Here is an 18,946-nt window from a genome sequence, read left to right on the forward strand (position 1 = left end):
GATTCGCGTCGCGCGCGACCGCGCCTACGCGGCGAAAGCCTTAAGATGTGCGGCGCGCTCTGGCTAGTGTCGCGGCTCCGGTAGAGCCGCGACCCATCAGCCGGTCGCGGACGTCGGCTAGGGCCGCGGGCGCCAGGAACCACGGCTCGACCAGATAGCGGAACGCCAGACGACGCGGCTGGGTGGCCAGCCGGTAAAGCCATTCCACGCCCGCGCGGCCCATCCATCGCGGCGCGGCGGACTGCACGCCGGCCTCGTAGTCGTAAGCCGCGCCGACCGAGAACACCGCGCCTCGCGCGAGCTGCGCGCGATGGTCGAGGATCCATTGCTCCTGGCGCGGCATGCCCATGCCGACAAAGATCACGTCGGGGTCGAACGCGGCGATGCGGGCCAACAGGGCTGCATTGTCAGCAGAGCCTGCCGCGGCGTCGATATAGCCGTGCTGAGCGGCGAGACGGGCCCCAGGCCATCGGGCGCTCAGCCTGGTGATCGCCGTATCAGCGACGCCCGGTGCGCCGCCGAGATAGAACACGCGCCAGCCGTGGGCGTCGGCCAGCCGCCAGAAATCCTCGCGCCAGTCCAGATAGGTGCTGCGGTGCGCCCGGCTGACGGGAGCGCCCAGCAGTCGGCCCCAGGCGATCACCGGCGTCGAATCCACCTCGATCAGGTCGGCCTGGGCGAAGAAGGCGCGCATCGCCGCCGAGCGTCGGCAGAGATAGAGGCTGTGGGCGTTGTGGTTGGCGATCACCGCCAGGCCGCGGGTCTCGATCACCTGTTGCGTCACGGCCAGCACCTGCGCCGGCGTCACCAGGTCGAATTCCCCGCCAAGGAGGCGCACCCTGGGCGCGTCAGCCAGTTCCATGCGCCCGACCATGCCATGACCGGTTTGCGGACGCGTTAGGGAACTTGGTTAAGCCGTCGCGGCTCCATGGCCGAACTTCCACTTCAACGCCAGGATCGTGGCCGACAGCGCCAGGCAGACGATGTTGGACAGCGTCACCGGCCAACTGGCGATCATCACTCCATAGATGATCCACAGAATAAACCCGGTGACCGTGACCACGTACATGCGGAGCGAAACCGAAGAGGCGTCGCGCTCGCGCCAGATCTTGGCGATCTGCGGGATGAAGCTGCTCATCGAGCACAGGGCCGCGCCTGTGCCGACGATGCTGACGATCAGATCCTGCGCCACGTCTCACCCCCGCATTCTGGGCAACAACGGCGCGGGACGGCCGTGGTTGCGGCGGCTGCGGCGAGGCGCAAAAAAAGGGCGCAGCCGAAGCCGCGCCCTCTCAAGTTCGCCTTTGCGCGGGGAGGTCAACGCGGGCGGTAGATCTTGTCGAAGACACCGCCATCGCTGAAGTGCAGCGCCTGGGCCTTCTTCCAGCCGCCGAAGGTGTCGTTGATGGTCGCCATCGGGAGCTTGGGCAGGGTCTTGGCGTACTTGGCGAGGGCGGCCGGGTCGCGCGGCCTATAGTGGTGCTTGCCGATCAGGTCCTGCGCCAGCGGGCTGTAGAGGAAGTTCAGATAGCCCTCAGCCAGGGTGCGGGTCTTGCGACGATCGACAACCTTGTCGACGATCGCGACCGGCGGCTCGGCCAGGATCGATAGCGACGGATAGACGATGTCGAAGTTCGGACCGAACTCGTCGAACGACAGGTAGGCCTCGTTCTCCCAGGCCAGCAGCACATCGCCCAGACGGCGTTGCGCGAAGGTGGTGGTCGAACCCCGCGCGCCGGTGTCCAGCACCGGCACCTGGCGGAACAGCTTCTCGACGAAGGCCTGCGCCGTCGCCGGGCTGCCGCCGGGTTGCTTCAGCGCCCAGGCCCAAGCCGCGAGGTAGTTCCAGCGCGCGCCGCCCGAGGTCTTCGGGTTCGGTGTGATGACGCCGATGCCGGGTTTGATCAGGTCGCCCCAGTCGCGGATCTTCCACGGGTTGCCCTTGCGCACCAAGAACACGATCGTGGACGTGTAGGGCGTCGAGTTGTTGGGCAGGCGCGACTGCCAGTTGGCCGGCAGCAGCTTGGCCTTGGCGGCGATCTCGTCGATGTCGGACGCCAGCGCCAGGGTGACCACGTCGGCCTGCAGGCCGTCGATCACCGAGCGCGCCTGACGGCCGGAACCGCCGTGGCTCTGATTGATGGTGATCGTCTGGCCGGTGCGGCGCTTCCAGTAGGCGGCGTAGGCGGCGTTGATGTCCTTGTAGAGCTCGCGCGTCGGGTCGTAGCTGACGTTGAGCAGGGTCAACGCCTTGTTCTGGGCCTGCGCCGGCGCGCCAAGCAGGGCGGCGGGAGCCGCCAGCGCTGCGGCGCCTGCGCCCGCCACGCCGAGCAGCCTGCGCCGCGAAGGGGTGTTGAGGTCGTCGATCATGTCGATTGTCCGGTCTTGTTCGTTGTCACGAGGCGGATGTCAGAACGCGTACTGGGTGCGCAGAGAATAGATGCGCAGGTCCTGTCCGACCTGGGCGCCCGCTGGCGGTGTGGAGCCGGCGATGAACGTCGAGCCGCCGGCCGACAGCCGGTCGACCTTCACGTCCTGCACCGCGGCCTGGAAGCGCAGCACGGTGTTCAGGTACCAGTTGAGCCCGACGGTGAGGATCTCCTGCTCGCCGCCGCGGATCGCCGAGGCCACGGCCGCCGTGCCCGGAGCGCCTTCGTTGAAGTTCAGATCCAGCTTGGAATAACGCAGGCCGAGCTCCCAGGCTCCCCAGCCGCCGTCCTTCGGATTGAACGGCTTGTCGGGGCGCGGGCTGTCGAAGGTCGCGCTGGCGATGGCGTAGCGGCGCTTCTCGCCAGTGATCGTCCAGCCGCCTTGCACGTACCAACCCTTGAACTTTGGATCGGACAGCGCGCCTTTGCGGTCGAGCTTGATGTCGAAGTACTCGGCCTGGCCGTAGAAATTCTTGTACTGGCCGCCCAGTTCGGCGCCGATCTCGACGAGGCCGTCGGCGTCGATATTGCCGGTGTCGACCAGCCGCGTGCCGTCGACGCGCAGTTCCGGCCGGTCGCGCAGACGCAGCGTGGTCGGCGCCGCTCCGGCTACGTCCGGCGCGGTGGCGGCGGGCGAAAGCACGATCGAGGTGTTCACGCCCAGGTGGATCATGGCGTTATCGCGCAGGAACGGCACGAAGGCCGCGCGGCCGACGAACGCCAGCTGTTCGTCGAAGGTCTGGGCGCCGATGACGTTGCCGCTCAGCGCGCCCGAGACGTTCCAGCGATCACCGTTGGCGAACAGGCCGATCGCGGTGCGGCCGTCGCCGCTGGCGATGCCGCGTACGAGTTCCGATGGTGACGCGCGCTCGGCGAACAGAGAGCCATTGGTGGAGACGGCTTCTTCCAGGCCGGCGGGCGGCGAGAACGCGCCGATGCGCAGGCGCACCTTGCCTAGGCCATTGTACTGCACCCAGGCGGCGCTGATCTTGCCGGCCTCTTCGACGCCGGAGCCGCCGAAGTCGTAGAGGAAGTTGTATTCGACGTCGCGGAACGCCTTGCCCTCGATGCCGATGCGGGCGCGGCGGAAGTTGGCGCCGTCGTTCAGGTCGCGGGCGCGGTCGTTCTCAGCGGCGTCATTGACCGAACCGCGGCGGAAATCGGCCCCCAGGGGGCCAGGGGAGTTCTGGTCGTAGTGGGCGGCGTCGAGCTGGAATACGCCACGGAGGGAGGCGCTGAAGGCGCCGTCGCTGCTGGCGAAGGTCGGCCGGCCGTTAGCCAGCGACACGGTGGTCGCCAAGGATTCGGTACGCAACGCGGCCACGTCAGCGGCGCTCGACGTCTTAAGGTCGGACACCTGCGCGGTCAGCGTCTCGACGTCGCCGCTGGTGCTCGCCTTCAGGTCGGCGATCTGCGCTGCCAGCGCATTGACCTGCGCTTCGAGCGCGGCGATGCGAGCGTCCGTCGCCGGATCCGCGGCGGCTGCCGCCGGCCATGACAGAGCGGCTACAGCCGCCCCGGTCATCAATTTGTGTCTCCACGTCATAGCGGATGAGTCCCCTCGGTCCTCGAAAGCAGTACTGCGCCGGTATGACCCTACAAAACCTATCGAGACAATAGAGATTGGCTCGCCTGCCCCGTAGAATTCCTGACAGGCGCGCCGGGGCCGTCATCTCCGTGACATGCGAAGGCGCTTGGCTGATGATTCGCCCCTGTTCGGGAGATTCGTGTGCCCTCGCCGCAAGCGCCTCCGCCGCACATCCGGCCCGTCCTCGTGGCGGGCGGCGCCGGGTTTGCGGGTTTGGCGGCGCTGACGATCACCGGCGCGGCGCCGACCGGCGTGGGCCTCGCCCTAATGCTGATCGCCGGCGTGGCCACCGCCCTTGGCGTCGCCGCCGCCCGGCGCGACGCAACACCGCCGGCGTTGAGCGGACCGGCGCCGCTGGTCGGCGTCACCGCGCAATCGCCGTATGGCGTGATCGCCGACATGCTTCCCGATCCCGTGCTCGTCGTCGTCGCCGAGGAGCGTGACGACCTGACGGGCCGGCGTTTCGTCTACGCCAACGCCGCGGCCCGAGACCTGCTGCGCCTGCAGAAGAGCGAAGGCGTGCTGGTCACCGTGCTGCGCCGGCCCGAGGTGCTGGAGGCGGTCGACGCAGCCTTGTTCGACGCCCGCGAGGCCGAGGCGATGTACGAGACCGGCGTGGTGCAGAACCGCATCTTCCGCGTGCTCGCCCGCTCGCTCGGGGCGACGCCCGCCGGCGCGCGGCTGGCGTTGCTGGTGTTCCGTGAGGAGACCGAGATGCGCCGGGTCGAGCGCACCCGCGCCGACTTCCTGGCCAACGCCAGCCACGAGCTGCGCACGCCGCTGGCCTCGCTCGCCGGCTTCATCGAGACCCTGCGTGGCCATGCACGCGGCGACGAGGCGGCGCGCGAGCGCTTCCTGGGGATCATGCAGGCCCAGGCGGCGAGGATGTCGCGGCTGATCGACGACCTGATGTCGCTCAGTCGGATCGAGTTCAATGAGCACAATGCGCCCTGCGAGACGACGGATCTGACGCTGGCGGTGGGCGATGTGCTGGACGCGTTGGCGCCGCTCGCCGAAGAGCGCGGCGTGCGTTTCGAACGCGCCGTTCCGGCGGTAGGCGCGGCGCTGGGGGTCGGCGACCGCGACCAAATCATCCAGGTGCTGCAGAACCTCGCGCACAACGCGATCAAGTACTCCGTCGATGGCGGGCAGGTGCGGGTGTCTGTCGAGGCTGGCGTTCCGGCGGACGCGCTGATGGCGGGGGGAGAGTCCTCGGCGCGCTTTCCCCTGCTGCTGCCCGACCCCGGCCCTCGGACCTTTGTCGCGGTCCGCATCAGCGACGACGGCCCAGGCATCGCGCGCGAGCACCTGCCCAGGCTGACCGAGCGGTTCTATCGCATCGAGGGTCAGAAGAGCGGCGAACGGTCCGGCTCGGGCCTGGGCCTGGCCATCGTCAAGCACATCATCAACCGTCACCGCGGCGGCCTGACTGTGGAGAGCCGGACCGGAAAGGGCGCGGCCTTCACCGTCTATTTCCCGATGGCCGAAGGGGCCGCGCCCAGCGCCGCCACGGGGCTTGCGACAAAAGTGTCATGAAACTGTCGCGCTAGATCTGCAAAGGCTGGGCAGGTTCCGGCTCGGTCTCTCGGGGGGACCGGACGCTTGCGAAAGCTCACCGCCATGGCGAACGCCTGATGCTGACCTGGGTCGCCCTCGCGGCGCTGATCGCCTTCTCGCTCTTCACTTTCCGCTCCGGCCGCGAACGGCTCGTGCGCGGACTGGATCCGGCGCAGGGCCGCCCACATTCGCGGCCCGGCTATCACGGCGCCTACGTGGCGCTTTGGGCGTTCGCGCCCGCCGCGCTGCTGTTGATCGTGGCCGGCGCGTTCGGCGGTAGGATCGAGGCGGCGATGCTGCGCGCCGAGGTTCCCGCCGCGGTCGCCGCGCTGGACCCGTTGCAACAGGGCGTATTCTTCGACGACGCTCGCGCCCAGTCCCACGGCCTGCCGCTCAGCCAGACGGTCTACGAGGGCGGCCTGAAAACGGCGCTTGCCGACAAGGCCATCGAAGCGCGCAGTCTCGAACAGGGGATGCGGCTGGGCGTGCTGGCCTTGGCCGCCCTGCTGGCCGGCGGCGGATTCGCCCTGGCCCGTCGCCGCGTGGCGCACCAGTTCCGCGCCCGAAACCGCGTCGAGGGCTGGATCGCCGGTGTGTTGATCCTGTCGTCGGTGGTCGCGGTGCTGACCACGGTGGGGATCATCGCCTCGCTGGCCTGGGAGAGCTGGCGCTTCTTCCAGGTGGTCTCGCCGATCCACTTCCTGTTCGGCCGCGAGTGGGATCCGCAGATCGCCATGCGCGCCGACCAGTTCGCCAGCGAGGGCGCATTCGGGGCGCTGCCGCTGTTCGCCGGCACCTTCCTGATCATGCTGATCGCCATGGCGGTGGCCGCGCCCGTGGGCCTGTTCGCCGCCATCTACCTGTCGGAATACGCCCGGCCGCTGACCCGCAGCGTGGTGAAGCCGCTGCTGGAGATCCTCGCGGGCGTGCCGACCGTCGTCTACGGCTTCTTCGCCGCCCTCACCGTGGGCCCGCTGTTCCGCGCAGGCTTCAACGCGCTGGGCGCCCAACTTGCGGGCGGCCCGCTGAACGACCTCGGCGTCTATCTGATGCAGGTGCAGAACCAGATGGCGCTGGTGGCCGGCGGCGTGATGGGGATCATGCTGATCCCGTTCGTCTGCTCGCTGTCCGACGACATCATCAACGCCGTGCCGCAGCACCTGCGCGACGGCAGCCTGGCGATGGGCGCCACGCGCTCCGAGACCATCAAGAAGGTGGTGCTGCCCGCCGCCCTGCCGGGCGTGGTCGCCGCCATGCTGCTGGCCGTCTCGCGCGCCGTCGGCGAGACCATGATCGTCACCATGGCCGCGGGCCTCCAGGCCAAGACCACGCTCAACCCGCTGGACACCGTGACCACGGTGACGGTGCAGATCGTCACCCTGCTGACCGGCGATCAGGAATTCGACAGCCCCAAGACGCTCTCGGCCTTCGGCCTGGGGCTCACCCTCTTTGTCGTGACGCTGGCGCTGAACATCATCGCCCTGCGCATCGTGCAGAAATATCGGGAGCAATATGACTGACGCGGCCATCTCCCCGACCGCGGCGCGCGCAGCGACCCTGCGCGCCTCGGTCGAAGCCCGGCTCAAGGCGCGCCATGCGCAGGAGCGGCGGTTCAAGTTCTACGGCCAGTTGGCCATCGTCGTGGCGCTGTCGTTCCTGGCGCTGTTGTTGGTGCGCATCGTCGCCCAGGGCTATTCCACCTTCGTCGATTATCGGATCACGGCCCAGGTCTACATCGACCCGGCGCGGGTCAGCGCCAGCGACATCGGCGGCGCCAACTTCGACATGCTGGTGGCCAACTCGATCCTGGCCAAGGTCGGCGAACGTGACGATGACCTGGGCGAAGCCTCGTCCAAGGTCATGGCGCTGATCTCCAACGACCTGGGCTTCCAGCTGATGGCCAAGGTGCGGGCCGACCCGACCCTGATCGGCAAGACCATATCCGTCACCGGGCCGATGCGCGCGGACGCAGCGCTCTATTACAAAGGCGAACTCAAGCGCGCCTTGGCCGAGGAAGACCGCAAGCTCGACAATCGTCAGCTCGACTGGCTGGACAAGCTCAAGTCCTCAGGCGCGATCGTCACCAGCTTCAACACCGGCTTCTTCACGCGGTCCGACTCCACCGAGCCTGAACAGGCCGGCGTGCTGGGCGCGGTGGTCGGCTCGACGATGATGTTGATCGTCACCGCCCTGCTGGCCGTGCCGATCGGGGTGATGGCCGCGGTCTACCTCGAGGAGTTCGCGCCGAAGAACCGCTGGACCGACCTGATCGAGGTCAACATCAACAACCTCGCCGCCGTCCCATCGATCGTCTACGGCCTGCTGGGCTTGGCGGTGTTCATCAACTGGCTGGCCGCGCCCAGATCCTCGCCCCTGGTCGGCGGCCTGGTGCTGGCGCTGATGGCGCTGCCGACGGTGATCATCGCCACGCGCTCGGCGCTGAAGGCGGTGCCGCCGTCGATCCGCGAGGCGGCCCTGGGCGTCGGCGCGTCGAAGACCCAGACCGTGTTCCACCACGTCCTGCCGCTGGGCATGCCCGGTGTGATGACCGGCGCGATCCTGTCGATGGCCCATGCCCTGGGCGAGACCGCACCCCTGCTGATGATCGGCATGGTGTCCTACGTCCCCGGCGTTCCCGAAGGCTTCACCCAGGCGGCCACCGTGCTGCCGGTGCAGGTCTTCATCTGGGAAAACGCCTCGGAACGCGCCTTCCACGAACGAACCGCCGCGGCCATCATGGTGCTGCTGGCGTTCATGATCCTGATGAACCTGGCGGCGATCATCCTTCGCCGCCGCTTCGAACGCCGGTGGTGATCCGCATGACGACCTATCCGAGCCAGACGCCGAGGACGACGATGCCCGCCAACCGCGACGACACTGACGCCCACGAGCCGGCGCACATGCACATCGCCGTGGACTCCGCGGTCGCCCATGCGCCCACCGGCCAGATCAAGGTGCGGGCCCGCGACGTCAACGTCTTCTACGGCGAGAAGCAGGCCCTGTTCGACGTGTCGCTGGACGTCGCCGAACGGGCGGTGACGGCGCTGATCGGCCCGTCGGGCTGCGGCAAGTCCACCTTCCTGCGTTGCATCAACCGGATGAACGACACGATCCCCGGCGCGCGGGTCGATGGCCGCATCGAGATCGACGACGAGAACGTCAACGACAAGGCGCTGGACCCGGTGGTGCTGCGCGCCCGCGTCGGCATGGTGTTCCAGAAGCCCAATCCGTTCCCCAAGACCATCTTCGAGAACGTCGCCTATGGTCCGCGCATCCACGGCCTGACTTCGTCCAAGAGCGAACTTGAGGGCGTCGTCGAGGCCTCGCTCCGACGTGCGGGCCTGTGGGAGGAAGTGCACGAACGCCTGCACCAGTCGGGCTCCAGCCTCTCGGGGGGCCAGCAGCAGCGCCTGGTGATCGCCCGCGCCATCGCGGTCAGCCCCGAGGTGATCCTGATGGACGAGCCGTGCTCGGCCCTCGACCCGATCGCCACCGCCAAGATCGAGGAGCTGATCGACGAGCTGCGCCGTCAATACTGCATCGTCATCGTCACCCACTCGATGGCCCAGGCCGCGCGGGTGTCCCAGAAGACCGCCTTCTTCCACATGGGCAGGCTGGTGGAGGCGGGGCCGACGGACGAGATGTTCACCAACCCGCGGGACAGCCGCACCCAGGACTACATCACCGGCCGGTTCGGCTGAGCCCACCCATCACAGGCGTCGCGACATGAACGAGCACATCGTCAAATCCTTCGAGGACGAGCTCAACACCCTCACCGCCGAGTGCGCCCGCATGGGCGGCCTTACCGAGGCCCAGGTGGCCGACGCCCTGGACGCGGTGGTCAAGCGTGACCAGGCGCTGGCGTCCGCCGTGGTCGGCCGCGACGACCGGCTCGACACGCTCGAGGCCGAGATCGAGCGCAAGGCCATCCGGCTGATCGCGCTGCGCGGCCCCATGGCCCACGATCTGCGCCGCACCGTGGCGGCGATGAAGATCGCCACCAACCTGGAACGCTGCGGCGACCTGGCCAAGAACATCGCCAAGCGCTCGCTGGTGATCGTCGAGTCAGAGCCGATGACGCCGCTGACCCGCTCCATCGAGCGCATGGGCCGCCTGGTGGTGCTGCGCCTGAAGGAGGTGCTGGACGCCTACACCGGCGCCGACGTGGAGCGCGCGGTCGCCGTGTGGTCGCGCGACGACGAGGTCGACGAGCACTACAACAGCCTGTTCCGCGAACTGCTGACCTACATGATGGGCGACCCGCGCACGATCACCGCCTGCGCCCACCTGCTGTTCATCGCCAAGAACCTGGAGCGCATCGGCGACCACGCCACCAACATCGCCGAGATCGTCCACTACGAGATCACCGGCGAGGAGATGATCTCCAAGCGTCCCAAGACCGACGCGTTGAATCCTTGAGGCCCGCCCAGTGACGCCCAACATCCTGGTGGTGGAGGACGAGGACGCCCTCGCCACCCTGCTGCACTACAACCTCGAGAAGGAAGGCTATCTGGTCGCTTTGTCGCCTGACGGCGAGGACGCGCTGTTGCAGATCCAGGAGAAGCTGCCGGACCTGGTGGTGCTCGACTGGATGCTGCCGAAGATCTCCGGCATCGAGGTCTGCCGCCGGCTCCGCCAGCGCACTGAGACGCGCAACGTGCCGATCATCATGCTGACCGCACGCGGCGAGGAGAGCGACCGCATCCGCGGCCTGGACACGGGCGCCGACGACTACATCGTCAAGCCATTCGCGATGAGCGAGCTGATCGCCCGGATCCGCGCGGTGCTGCGCCGCCTACGGCCGGGCCTGGCTGAGGACCGCTTGCACCGCGGCGACATCATCGTCGATCGCGTCGCCCATCGGGTGAAGCGCGGCGGCAAGGAGGTCCACCTGGGCCCCACCGAATTCCGTCTGCTCGATTATCTGATGCAGCACCCGGGCCGGGTGTTCAGCCGCGAGCAGCTGCTGGACGCGGTCTGGGGCTCGGACGTCTACGTCGAGGCGCGCACCGTCGATGTGCACATCGGCCGACTGCGCAAGGCGTTGAACGACGAGGCCCAGGCCGACCCGATCCGCACCGTGCGCTCCGCCGGCTACTCGCTGGATCTCGACGGCTAGGGCGCCGGGGCGTCAGCCTTGACCCCGCCGTCGCCGCGCGCGAAACGCGGGCGCATGGACGTCTCTCCTCTCACCATCCTGCTGGTTGGATCCGGCGGGCGCGAGCATGCGCTGGCTTGGAAGATCGCATCATCGCCGCTGCTGAAACGCATGGTGGCCGCGCCGGGCAATCCAGGGATCGCCAGGATCTGTGAGGTGCGCGACGTCAAGGTCGACGACATCGCTGGTATGACCGCGTTGGCGCGCGAGATCGCCGCCGACCTGGTGGTCATCGGGCCGGAAGTGGCGGTCGCCGCCGGCCTCGCCGACGCCCTTGAAGCGGCCGGCATTCCCTGTTTCGGCCCGAGCGCCGCGGCGGGCCAGCTTGAATCCTCCAAGGCCTTCACCAAAGCGTTCTGCGACCGCCACGGCCTGCCCTCCGGCCGCTACCAGGTCTGCGACGACGTGGCGTCGGCCAAGGCGGCGCTGGACACCTTTGCTCCGCCCTACGTGATCAAGGCTGACGGCTTGGCGGCCGGCAAGGGCGTGGTGATCGCCGAGGACCGGGCCGCTGCCGAGGCCGCCATCGACGAGACGCTGGGCGGCCGGTTCGGCGCGGCCGGCGCGCGGGTGGTGATCGAGGAGTTCCTGGAGGGCGAGATCGGCTCGCTGTTCGCGATCTGCGACGGACACACGGTGATGGCGTTCGGCGACGCCCAGGACCACAAGCGCGCCTTCGACGGCGAGATGGGCCCCAACACCGGCGGCATGGGGACCTATTCGCCGGCTCCGGTGTTCACCGACGAACTGATCGCCCAGACGATGGAGCGCCTTGCCGCGCCGGCCTTCGCCGGGATCGCCGCCGAGGGCCACCCGTATCGGGGCGTGCTGTTCGTCGAGCTGATGGCGACCCGCGACGGGCCGAAGCTGGTGGAGTTCAACGTCCGCTTCGGCGACCCGGAATGCCAGGTGCTGATGCTGCGGCTGGAGAGCGACCTCGTCCCCTATCTCTGGGCGTGTGCGACCGGCCGGCTGGCCGAACTTCCGAGGCCGACGTGGCGGAACGAGGCGGCGGTCTGCGTGGTGATGGCCGCCGACGGCTATCCTGACAATCCGCTGGGCGGTTCGATCATCCGCGGGGCCGAGCAGGACTTCGGCGAGCAGGCGCACATCTTCCACGCCGGCACCAAGCGCGACGCCGACGGGACGCTGCGCGCGGCCGGTGGGCGGGTGCTCAACGCCTGCGCCAGAGGGTCGAACCTGCGCCAGGCGGTGGACCGCGCCTATGCCTGCGTCGACCGTATCGACTGGCCAGGCGGCTTCCATCGCCGCGACATCGGCTGGCGCGCGCTGTAACGAGAGCCTCGCCTTCCCGGGCAAGGGAGGTAAGGTCGATCAACAAACTTAGGGTGGATCATGGCCAAGGCCGTCGACTGGGAACATGAACAGCTCAACACCGGCGTGAAGACCGTCGACGAGCGGCACCGGTTCGACGAGGGCGCTCTCACGCGTTGGATGGACGCCAACGTAGAGGGCTTCCAGGGCCCGATCGAGGTGCGCCAGTTCAAGGGCGGCCAGTCCAACCCGACCTACCAGGTGGTGACGCCGAACCGTAGCTACGTCCTGCGCCGCAAGCCGCCCGGCAAGCTGCTGCCGTCGGCGCACGCCATGGACCGCGAGTTCAAGGTTATCAGCGCGCTCTATCCCACAGGCTTCCCGGTGGCGCGGCCGTACGCTCTGTGTACGGACGATGACGTGCTGGGGACGATGTTCTACGTCATGGAGATGGTCGAGGGACGCATCCTCTGGGACCAGACGCTGCCGGAATACACGCCCCAGCAGCGCCACGACATCTACATGGCCAAGCTCAAGACGCTCGCCGACCTGCACAACACCGACTACGAGGCCATCGGGCTGGGGGACTTCGGCCGCCCGGGCAACTACATGGCCCGCCAGGTCGACCGCTGGACCAAGCAGTACCGCGCCTCGCAGACAGAGCCGATGCCGCAGTTCGACCGGCTGAGCGAGTGGCTGTCCGCCAGCGTGCCGCCGCAGGAGCGGACCTCGATCGTCCACGGCGACTACCGGCTGGACAACATGGTGCTGCACCCCACGGAATCGCGGGTCGCCGCGGTGCTGGACTGGGAGTTGGCCACGCTGGGCGATCCGCTGGCCGACTTTACCCACCTGCTGATGAACTGGACCAATGGCGGCGTCGCCACGGTCAAGGACCTGAAGGCCCACGGCATACCGACGACGGAGGAGTACGCGACCGAGTATGCGCGGCTGACTGGGCGCACCTCGATGCCGGACCTCGACTGGTATGCCGCCTACAGCAGCTTCCGGCTGGCGGCGATCATGCAGGGCATCGTGGGCCGCGTGCGAGACGGCACCGCCAACAGCCCGCTGGCCGGCGCCCAGGGCTCGCGCATCGGCGGCCTGCTGGCCTCCGCCGAAACCTTCGCCCGCAAGAGCGGCGCGAAGTTCTAGGTTTTCAGCGCGTTCGCCAGCAAGGCGTCCAGCGCGGCCGGGTCATCGAACGCGGCGCGCACCGTCCAGGCGACGATCCGCGTCCGCCATTGCGGCGGCAGCCGCACCCAGTCCTTCTCGGTGGTGACCAAACCAGCGGCGGCGGCGCTCGCCTGGGCGGCCAGTCGCTGCAGGTCGGCTTCAGCATAGGGATGGTGGTCGGGAAAGGCCTCGAAACCGACGAGGTCGCAACCGGCGGCCAGCAGGGCGCGCTCGACCTTCCACGGCTTGCCGACGCCGGCGAAGCCGATCTGCGGTCCAGCCGGCGGCGGCGCGTCGGCGATCAGCCTCGCCGTCAGCAGCACCGGGCCGCGCAAGGCGGCCACGAGCTCAGGATCCAGCGCGTCGAGATCGGCGGGCGCCAGCAGCACGACGGCGTCGGCACGCGCAAGGCCCTGCGCCAGCGGCTCCCGCATCGGCCCCAGGGGGAACACCGCGCCTGAGCCGAACGGCCATTCGCCGGAGCGGGTCTCGGCGTCGACCACCACAATCGACAGCGCCTTTGTCAGCGACGGGTTCTGGTGACCGTCGTCCATCACCACCACGGCGGCTCCGCTTTGCGCCGCCGCGACGACGCCGGCCGGGCGGTCGCGGGCGATCCACATCGGCAGGCTCGCGGCGATCATCAACGGCTCATCGCCGACCTCGGCCCCGCCGTGGATCGTCGGGTCGACCCGCACCGGGCCGGACAATCGTCCGCCGTACCCGCGCGACAGGGCGTGCGCCTCGACGCCGGCGGCGCGCAGACGCTGGACGATCTCGCGCACCACCGGCGTCTTGCCGGTCCCGCCCAGCGTCAGATTGCCAACGCAGATCACCGGGATCGGCGGGGCGACGGGCGTGGTGCCGGCGATCCGCCGACGGGTCTCCCCGGCCCAGATCGCCGCCAGCGGGCCCAGCAGCAGCCGCGCCGCCAGCGAAGGGTGCGCCTTACGATACCATCCTCGGGGCGTGGCCAGCCTCATGGCAGCAGCGGCTCCAGCAGAGCCAGCGCGCGGTCCAACGCCTGACCTTGGCGTTCGGCGCAGGCCAGCGCCGCCTCGCCAGTGCGCCGCGCGACCTGAGGATTGTCTGCGAACCCGGCCATGTGGCGGGCGAGGGCGGCCTCGTCGGTCGCCTCCACCGCGCCGGCCCAGGCGAACAACTCGTCGTACAGCTCACGTGCGTTGAAGGCGTAGGGGCCGGTGATCATCGCCCGCGCCAACCTGGCCGGCTCCAGCGGATTGTGGCCGCCGATCCCGTCGACGAAGCTGCCGCCCATCACCACCAGGTCTGCGATGCCCAGGAACAGGCCCAGTTCGCCCAGGGTGTCGGCCACATACACGCCTGCGCCGGGTTGAGCGCCGGCGGCCCGCCGCGACGCCTCGAGACCCGCCCCCGCAAGCTCGGCCACGACCGCCTCTCCGCGCGCCGGATGGCGGGGAACGATGATCAGCGACAGGTCCGGTCGGGATGCGGAGACGCGGGCGAAGGCGCGACCGATGATGGCCTCCTCACCGGGATGGGTGCTCACCGCCAGCACCACGCGGCGGCCGTCGAGGCGTGCGCGCAAGTGGGCGAGTGCAGCGGGATCGAAGGGCAGAGGCGCGGCGATCTGCTTCAGGTTCAGCCTCGGCCCGACCTCGGCGCCCAATCTTTTCAACCGCGCCTCGGTGTCGGCGTCCTGCGGCAGGATCAGGTCGAAGGCGCTGAGCACACGGCGAGCCGCGCTGGCGGTTCGACCCCAACCGCGCGCGCTGGCCTCGGTCATCCGCGCCGAGACAAGGGCCAGGCGCACGCCGCGCGCCGCCGCGCCGAGGATCAGATTCGGCCAAAGCTCGCTCTCCACCAGCACGCCCAGCGAAGGCCGCCAGTGGTCGAGGAAGCGCCTCGTCGCCGCCGGCCCGTCCACGGGGGCGAACTGGTGGATGGCGCCGGGCGGCAGGCGTTCGGCCAGCACCTGTGCGGACGTCACGGTGCCGGAGGTGACCAACACGGAGATGTCCGGACGACGCGCGCCCAGGGCCTGGGCCAGCGGCAACACCGACAGGCTCTCGCCGACGCTGACGGCGTGCAGCCAGACGAGGTCGCCGGCGGGACGGGGGATCGTCGCGTGGCCGAGGCGCTCGTGCAGGCGCGCCGCGTCCTCCTTGCCGTGCCGGGCCCGGGCGCGCAGCAGAGCCGGCGCCAACGGTTCGAGCAGGCCGCTGGCCGCGGCGTACAGCCGGAGCGGCGCAGGCGTCGGGCTCACACCACCTCGGCGGGGGCCAGGCGGCAGGCGGCTCCGTCGGTCTCCACCTGCAGGGTCGAGTGCACGATGCCGAACCGCTCGGCGAGACCCTCGCAGGCGCCATGCAGGAAGGCGTCGCCGTCGTCGTTCGCCGGGCGGATCACATGGGCGGTGAGCGCGGTCTCCGTAGTGCTCATGGCCCAAATGTGCAGGTCGTGCACCTCGACCACGCCCGGTAGAGCGCCCAGCCAGTGGCGCACTGCGGCGACGTCGATGTTTCGGGGCGCCGCGTCCAGGGCCAGGTCGGCGGAGTCGCGCAGCAGGCTCAGCGTGCCCAGCACAATCACCACCACGATCACCAGGCTCAGCGCCGGATCGATCCAGGTCTGGCCGGTGAACATGATCGCCGCGGCGCCGGCGACGACCGCGAGGGACACCGCCGCGTCGGCGGCCATGTGCTGGAACGCGCCCTTGACGTTCAGGTCGTCGCGCCGGCCGCGCAGGAACAGCAGGGCGGTGGCGGTGTTGATCACCACGCCGACTCCGGCCGCGATCATCACCAGGCCGCTGGCCACCGGCGCGGGGTCGGCGAAACGACGCACGGCTTCCGAGGCGATCGCGCCCACCGCCAGCAGCAGCAGCACCGCGTTGGCGAGCGAAGCCAGCACCGTCGCCTTGCGCAGGCCATAGGTGCGCTGGCCGGCCGGCGCCTTCCTGGCCAGCGCCATCGCGCCCCAGGCCATGATCAGCGACAGCACGTCGGAGAGGTTGTGGCCGGCGTCGGCCAGCAGCGCCAGCGAACCGGCCCAGAAGCCGATGCCCGCCTCGACCAGCACGAAGCCCGTGTTCAGGACGACGGCGATCGCGAAGGCGCGACCCGTCGTGTCGGCCGGCCCATGATGGTGGCCATGGGCATGGCTGTGATCGCCCGCGTGGTGGGTTGCGTGGTCATGGTCATGAGCGTCATGGGCGTGCGCCATGCGCCCTATGTCTCACCCCGCGTGCGTCGGATCAATGCGAGCGGCCGGCGGACAGGGCTTCGGCGCGCCGTGTGGCGGCCGAGAGCCGCGCCGACCAGTCGGCGGCCAGCGCGGCAACCTGGTCCTCGTCGGCGTCGGCCGGCACGTGGTGCGGCCCGTCCCACACCACCTGGCCCCGCGCGAAGGGCGGGGCGACCATCACCCTGTCCCAGGTTTTCATCGACAGCGACGGCGAGGCGGCGATGCCCACAAGGAACACCGGCGCGCCGGTCCGCCGGGCGATCTGCAGCGAGCCCGCGGCGATCACCTCGTTGGGGCCGCGCGGCCCGTCGGGGGTGACGATCAGCACGCCGCCGCCCTTCACCCAGGTGAGCGCCTCCCGGAAAGCCGCGACCACCGCGCGGGCCTTGGCCGCGTCGCCCCGTTTGGCCGACGAGCCACGGATCGCCGGAAATCCCGCCCGTCCCAGGGCCTGGGCCAGGAACTCGCCGTCCGCCGAAGGCGAGATCAGGGCGTGGGTTCGTTTGCGCCACCACTGCGGCGCCATCGCCAGGCACAGCGGCACACGGCCGTGCCAGAATAGGCCCAGCGCGCCGCTGTCGCCGGCCAGCACCGGCTCCACGCAGGCCAGGTTCTCGTGACGCCAGCGGATGGTGCGCAGCATCAGCTTCAGGTAGCCGGCCAGGATCAGGCCCAGCAGCGCCTGCACTCGGGCGTTGCGCAGCCATCCCTTCACGCCGCGGTCTCCGCCTCCAGATCCTGGCCCCGCGCCAGCCGCGCATAGAGGCCGCCGGCCCGCAGCAGCGAGGCGTGGTCGCCTTGCTCGACGATCCGGCCCCTGTCGACGACATAGATACGGTCGGCGCCGCGCACCGTACTCAGGCGATGGGCGATCAGCAGCGTCGTACGCCCACTCATCAGACGCGCCAGCGCCGCCTGGACCTGCGCCTCGCTCTCGACATCGAGGGCGCTGGTCGCCTCGTCGAGCAGCAGGATTGGCGCGTCCTTGAGGAAGGCACGGGCGATGGCGATGCGTTGGCGCTGGCCGCCCGACAGACGCGCCCCGGCCTCGCCGACGCTGGTGTCGTAACCCTGGGGCAGGGCCAGGATGAACTCGTGCGCTGCGGCCGCCTTGGCGGCGGCCTCGATCTCTTGCGCCGGCGCGGCCGGCCGGGCGTAGGCGATATTGGCCCGGATGGTGTCGTCGAACAGGAACGGCTCCTGGGTCACCAGAGCGATGTGCTCTCGCAGTGAGGCGAGCGTGATGCTGCGGATGTCCGCGCCGTCCAGGGTGATGCGACCGGCGGAGGGATCGTAGAAGCGCGGGATCAGGTTTAGGATGGTGGTCTTGCCGCCGCCGCTGGGACCGACCAGAGCTACGGTCTCGCCTGCGTTGGCCTCGATCGCGATCGCCTCCAACGCCGGGGGGCCGTCGCGGTAGGAGAAGTCCACGGCTTCGAAGCGGATCGCCCCGCGCCCGCGCGGCGCAGGCGTGGCGCCCGGCTCCTCGCGCACCTCCGGCTCGACGTCGAGGGCGGCGAACAGCCGCCGCGCCGCCGATAGGCCCTCGGCCATCACCGTCTGCAGGTTGGCGAGTTGGCGCAGCGACTGTGAAGCCATCCCGAGCGCGGTCATGAACGCGACGAAAGCGCCAACGTTGGTCGCCCCGCTCATCGCCCGCCAGCCGGCGTAGGCCAGCACGCCGGCGGTGATCAGGGTCATCAGCGTCTCGGTGGCCGGCGCCGCCCTGGCGCGGGCGTTGGCGCCGCGCACCAGGTGTCGCTGGCGGCGCGCCACCACCTCGGCGACGCGGGCCTCCTCGAAGGCCTCGCGGTTCTCGATCTTGACCACCCGAACGCCGTCCAGGCTCTCCATGATCGCGGTGGACAGCGCCGAAGTCTCCGCCATCGCCCCCTTCGCGGCCTTGCTGGAGCGGCGCGAGAAACGGCGCATGATGCTGCTGGCGATCGGGGCCGCGACCACCAGGCCCAGCGACAGCCATGGGTCGTTCGACACCATGACGGTGATCGCGCCGATAACGATCAACAGGTGCTGCGTGTAGTTGACCACGCCGGCGGTGGCGGCCTCGCGGATCAGGCCGGCGTCGTAGAGCACTGAGGCGACATGTGCGCCGGAGTGTTGGGTGCGCAGGCGGGCGAGATCCGCGCGCACCAGCTTGCCGAACAACTGCACCTGGACGTCGCCGACCACGGCGTTGCCCAACTGGTTCACCAGGGTCGATTGCACCACCTGGGCGAGGCCCCGGCCGACCGCATAGGCGGCGATGGTCAGGGGGATGATCACCAGCGCGCCGGGCTTGTGGTCAACCAGCAGATCGTTGATCGCCGGTTCAAGGATCTGCACCAGCTTGGCGCTGAAAACGGCGACGGCGACAGCGGCGACCAGCGCCAGCGCCAGGGTCTTCCAGCGCGGCGCCAGATAGACCTTCCACACGCGGGCCACCAGGGCGCGGGCCGAAAGTTCGGCGTCAGCAGGCCTGTGGGCGCTCTCGCTCATCGTCCTGGGGTCGGACGTCGGAGCCGCGAAGTCAAGCCG

Annotated in this window: 17 protein-coding genes; 8 read left to right on the top strand and 9 right to left on the bottom strand. The window is 69.6% G+C overall.

Annotation, left to right across the window (positions count from 1 at the left end; all coding sequences use genetic code 11):
• Positions 1-40: 40 nt before the first annotated feature.
• The 4 genes from Q8M88_RS05035 to Q8M88_RS05050 all read right to left on the bottom strand — a co-directional run bounded on the left by Q8M88_RS05035 (position 41) and on the right by Q8M88_RS05050 (position 3,954).
• Positions 41-862: a WecB/TagA/CpsF family glycosyltransferase gene (locus tag Q8M88_RS05035; RefSeq protein ID WP_305595152.1), complete on the bottom strand. Its 822-nt coding sequence runs from the start codon at positions 860-862 to the stop codon at positions 41-43.
• Positions 863-910: 48 nt separating this feature from the next.
• Positions 911-1,192 (bottom strand): SemiSWEET family sugar transporter, encoded by a 282-nt coding sequence (locus Q8M88_RS05040; RefSeq protein ID WP_305595153.1) that lies wholly within the window; start codon positions 1,190-1,192, stop codon positions 911-913.
• A gap of 125 nt (positions 1,193-1,317) precedes the next feature.
• A complete protein-coding gene (locus tag Q8M88_RS05045) occupies positions 1,318-2,370 on the bottom strand; it encodes a sulfate ABC transporter substrate-binding protein (RefSeq protein ID WP_305595154.1) in 1,053 nt (350 codons plus the stop codon).
• A 39-nt stretch (positions 2,371-2,409) separates the two neighbouring features.
• Positions 2,410-3,954 (bottom strand): OprO/OprP family phosphate-selective porin, encoded by a 1,545-nt coding sequence (locus tag Q8M88_RS05050; protein ID WP_305595155.1) that lies wholly within the window; start codon positions 3,952-3,954, stop codon positions 2,410-2,412.
• A gap of 204 nt (positions 3,955-4,158) precedes the next feature.
• Between Q8M88_RS05050 and Q8M88_RS05055 the strand changes: the two genes are divergently transcribed.
• The 8 genes from Q8M88_RS05055 to Q8M88_RS05090 all read left to right on the top strand — a co-directional run bounded on the left by Q8M88_RS05055 (position 4,159) and on the right by Q8M88_RS05090 (position 13,162).
• The gene (locus tag Q8M88_RS05055) at positions 4,159-5,553 is read left to right on the top strand and encodes a cell wall metabolism sensor histidine kinase WalK (RefSeq protein ID WP_305595156.1); all 1,395 of its coding nucleotides are present in this window, start codon (positions 4,159-4,161) and stop codon (positions 5,551-5,553) included.
• A gap of 98 nt (positions 5,554-5,651) precedes the next feature.
• Positions 5,652-7,094, top strand: a complete 1,443-nt coding sequence (gene pstC / locus Q8M88_RS05060) for a phosphate ABC transporter permease subunit PstC (RefSeq protein WP_305595157.1) — start codon at positions 5,652-5,654, stop codon at positions 7,092-7,094.
• Entirely contained in the window at positions 7,087-8,388 is a 1,302-nt protein-coding gene (gene pstA, locus Q8M88_RS05065) for a phosphate ABC transporter permease PstA (protein ID WP_305595158.1), read from the top strand. The genes pstC and pstA overlap by 8 nt, the downstream gene beginning before the upstream one ends.
• Positions 8,389-8,474: 86 nt before the next feature.
• Positions 8,475-9,275, top strand: coding sequence for a phosphate ABC transporter ATP-binding protein PstB (gene pstB / locus Q8M88_RS05070; protein WP_305595191.1), 801 nt, complete (start codon positions 8,475-8,477; stop codon positions 9,273-9,275).
• 25 nt (positions 9,276-9,300) lie between these two features.
• Positions 9,301-9,993, top strand: a complete 693-nt coding sequence (gene phoU, locus Q8M88_RS05075; RefSeq protein ID WP_305595159.1) for a phosphate signaling complex protein PhoU — start codon at positions 9,301-9,303, stop codon at positions 9,991-9,993.
• A gap of 10 nt (positions 9,994-10,003) precedes the next feature.
• Positions 10,004-10,693, top strand: coding sequence for a phosphate regulon transcriptional regulator PhoB (gene phoB, locus Q8M88_RS05080; RefSeq protein ID WP_305595160.1), 690 nt, complete (start codon positions 10,004-10,006; stop codon positions 10,691-10,693).
• A 54-nt stretch (positions 10,694-10,747) separates the two neighbouring features.
• Positions 10,748-12,028, top strand: a complete 1,281-nt coding sequence (gene purD / locus Q8M88_RS05085; protein WP_305595161.1) for a phosphoribosylamine--glycine ligase — start codon at positions 10,748-10,750, stop codon at positions 12,026-12,028.
• Between the two features lie 60 nt (positions 12,029-12,088).
• Positions 12,089-13,162, top strand: coding sequence for a phosphotransferase family protein (locus tag Q8M88_RS05090; RefSeq protein WP_305595162.1), 1,074 nt, complete (start codon positions 12,089-12,091; stop codon positions 13,160-13,162).
• Here Q8M88_RS05090 and lpxK read toward each other — a convergent pair.
• Genes lpxK through Q8M88_RS05115 form a run of 5 tightly spaced genes read right to left on the bottom strand, consistent with a single transcriptional unit; the run spans position 13,159 to position 18,907 of the window.
• On the bottom strand, positions 13,159-14,166 hold the full coding sequence (lpxK, locus tag Q8M88_RS05095; protein ID WP_305595163.1) for a tetraacyldisaccharide 4'-kinase: 1,008 nt from the start codon (positions 14,164-14,166) through the stop codon (positions 13,159-13,161). The genes Q8M88_RS05090 and lpxK overlap by 4 nt on opposite strands.
• Positions 14,163-15,431 (bottom strand): 3-deoxy-D-manno-octulosonic acid transferase, encoded by a 1,269-nt coding sequence (locus Q8M88_RS05100; RefSeq protein ID WP_305595164.1) that lies wholly within the window; start codon positions 15,429-15,431, stop codon positions 14,163-14,165. Before Q8M88_RS05100 ends, lpxK begins: the two co-directional genes overlap by 4 nt.
• On the bottom strand, positions 15,428-16,390 hold the full coding sequence (locus Q8M88_RS05105) for a cation diffusion facilitator family transporter (RefSeq protein WP_305595165.1): 963 nt from the start codon (positions 16,388-16,390) through the stop codon (positions 15,428-15,430). The genes Q8M88_RS05100 and Q8M88_RS05105 overlap by 4 nt, the downstream gene beginning before the upstream one ends.
• 31 nt (positions 16,391-16,421) lie before the next feature.
• Positions 16,422-17,126: a lysophospholipid acyltransferase family protein gene (locus tag Q8M88_RS05110; protein ID WP_305595166.1), complete on the bottom strand. Its 705-nt coding sequence runs from the start codon at positions 17,124-17,126 to the stop codon at positions 16,422-16,424.
• Positions 17,123-18,907, bottom strand: a complete 1,785-nt coding sequence (locus Q8M88_RS05115; protein WP_305595167.1) for an ABC transporter ATP-binding protein — start codon at positions 18,905-18,907, stop codon at positions 17,123-17,125. The genes Q8M88_RS05110 and Q8M88_RS05115 overlap by 4 nt, the downstream gene beginning before the upstream one ends.
• Between the last annotated feature and the right edge of the window lie 39 nt (positions 18,908-18,946).

It is taken from the genome of Phenylobacterium sp., assembly GCF_030693805.1.
Taxonomy (GTDB): domain Bacteria; phylum Pseudomonadota; class Alphaproteobacteria; order Caulobacterales; family Caulobacteraceae; genus Phenylobacterium.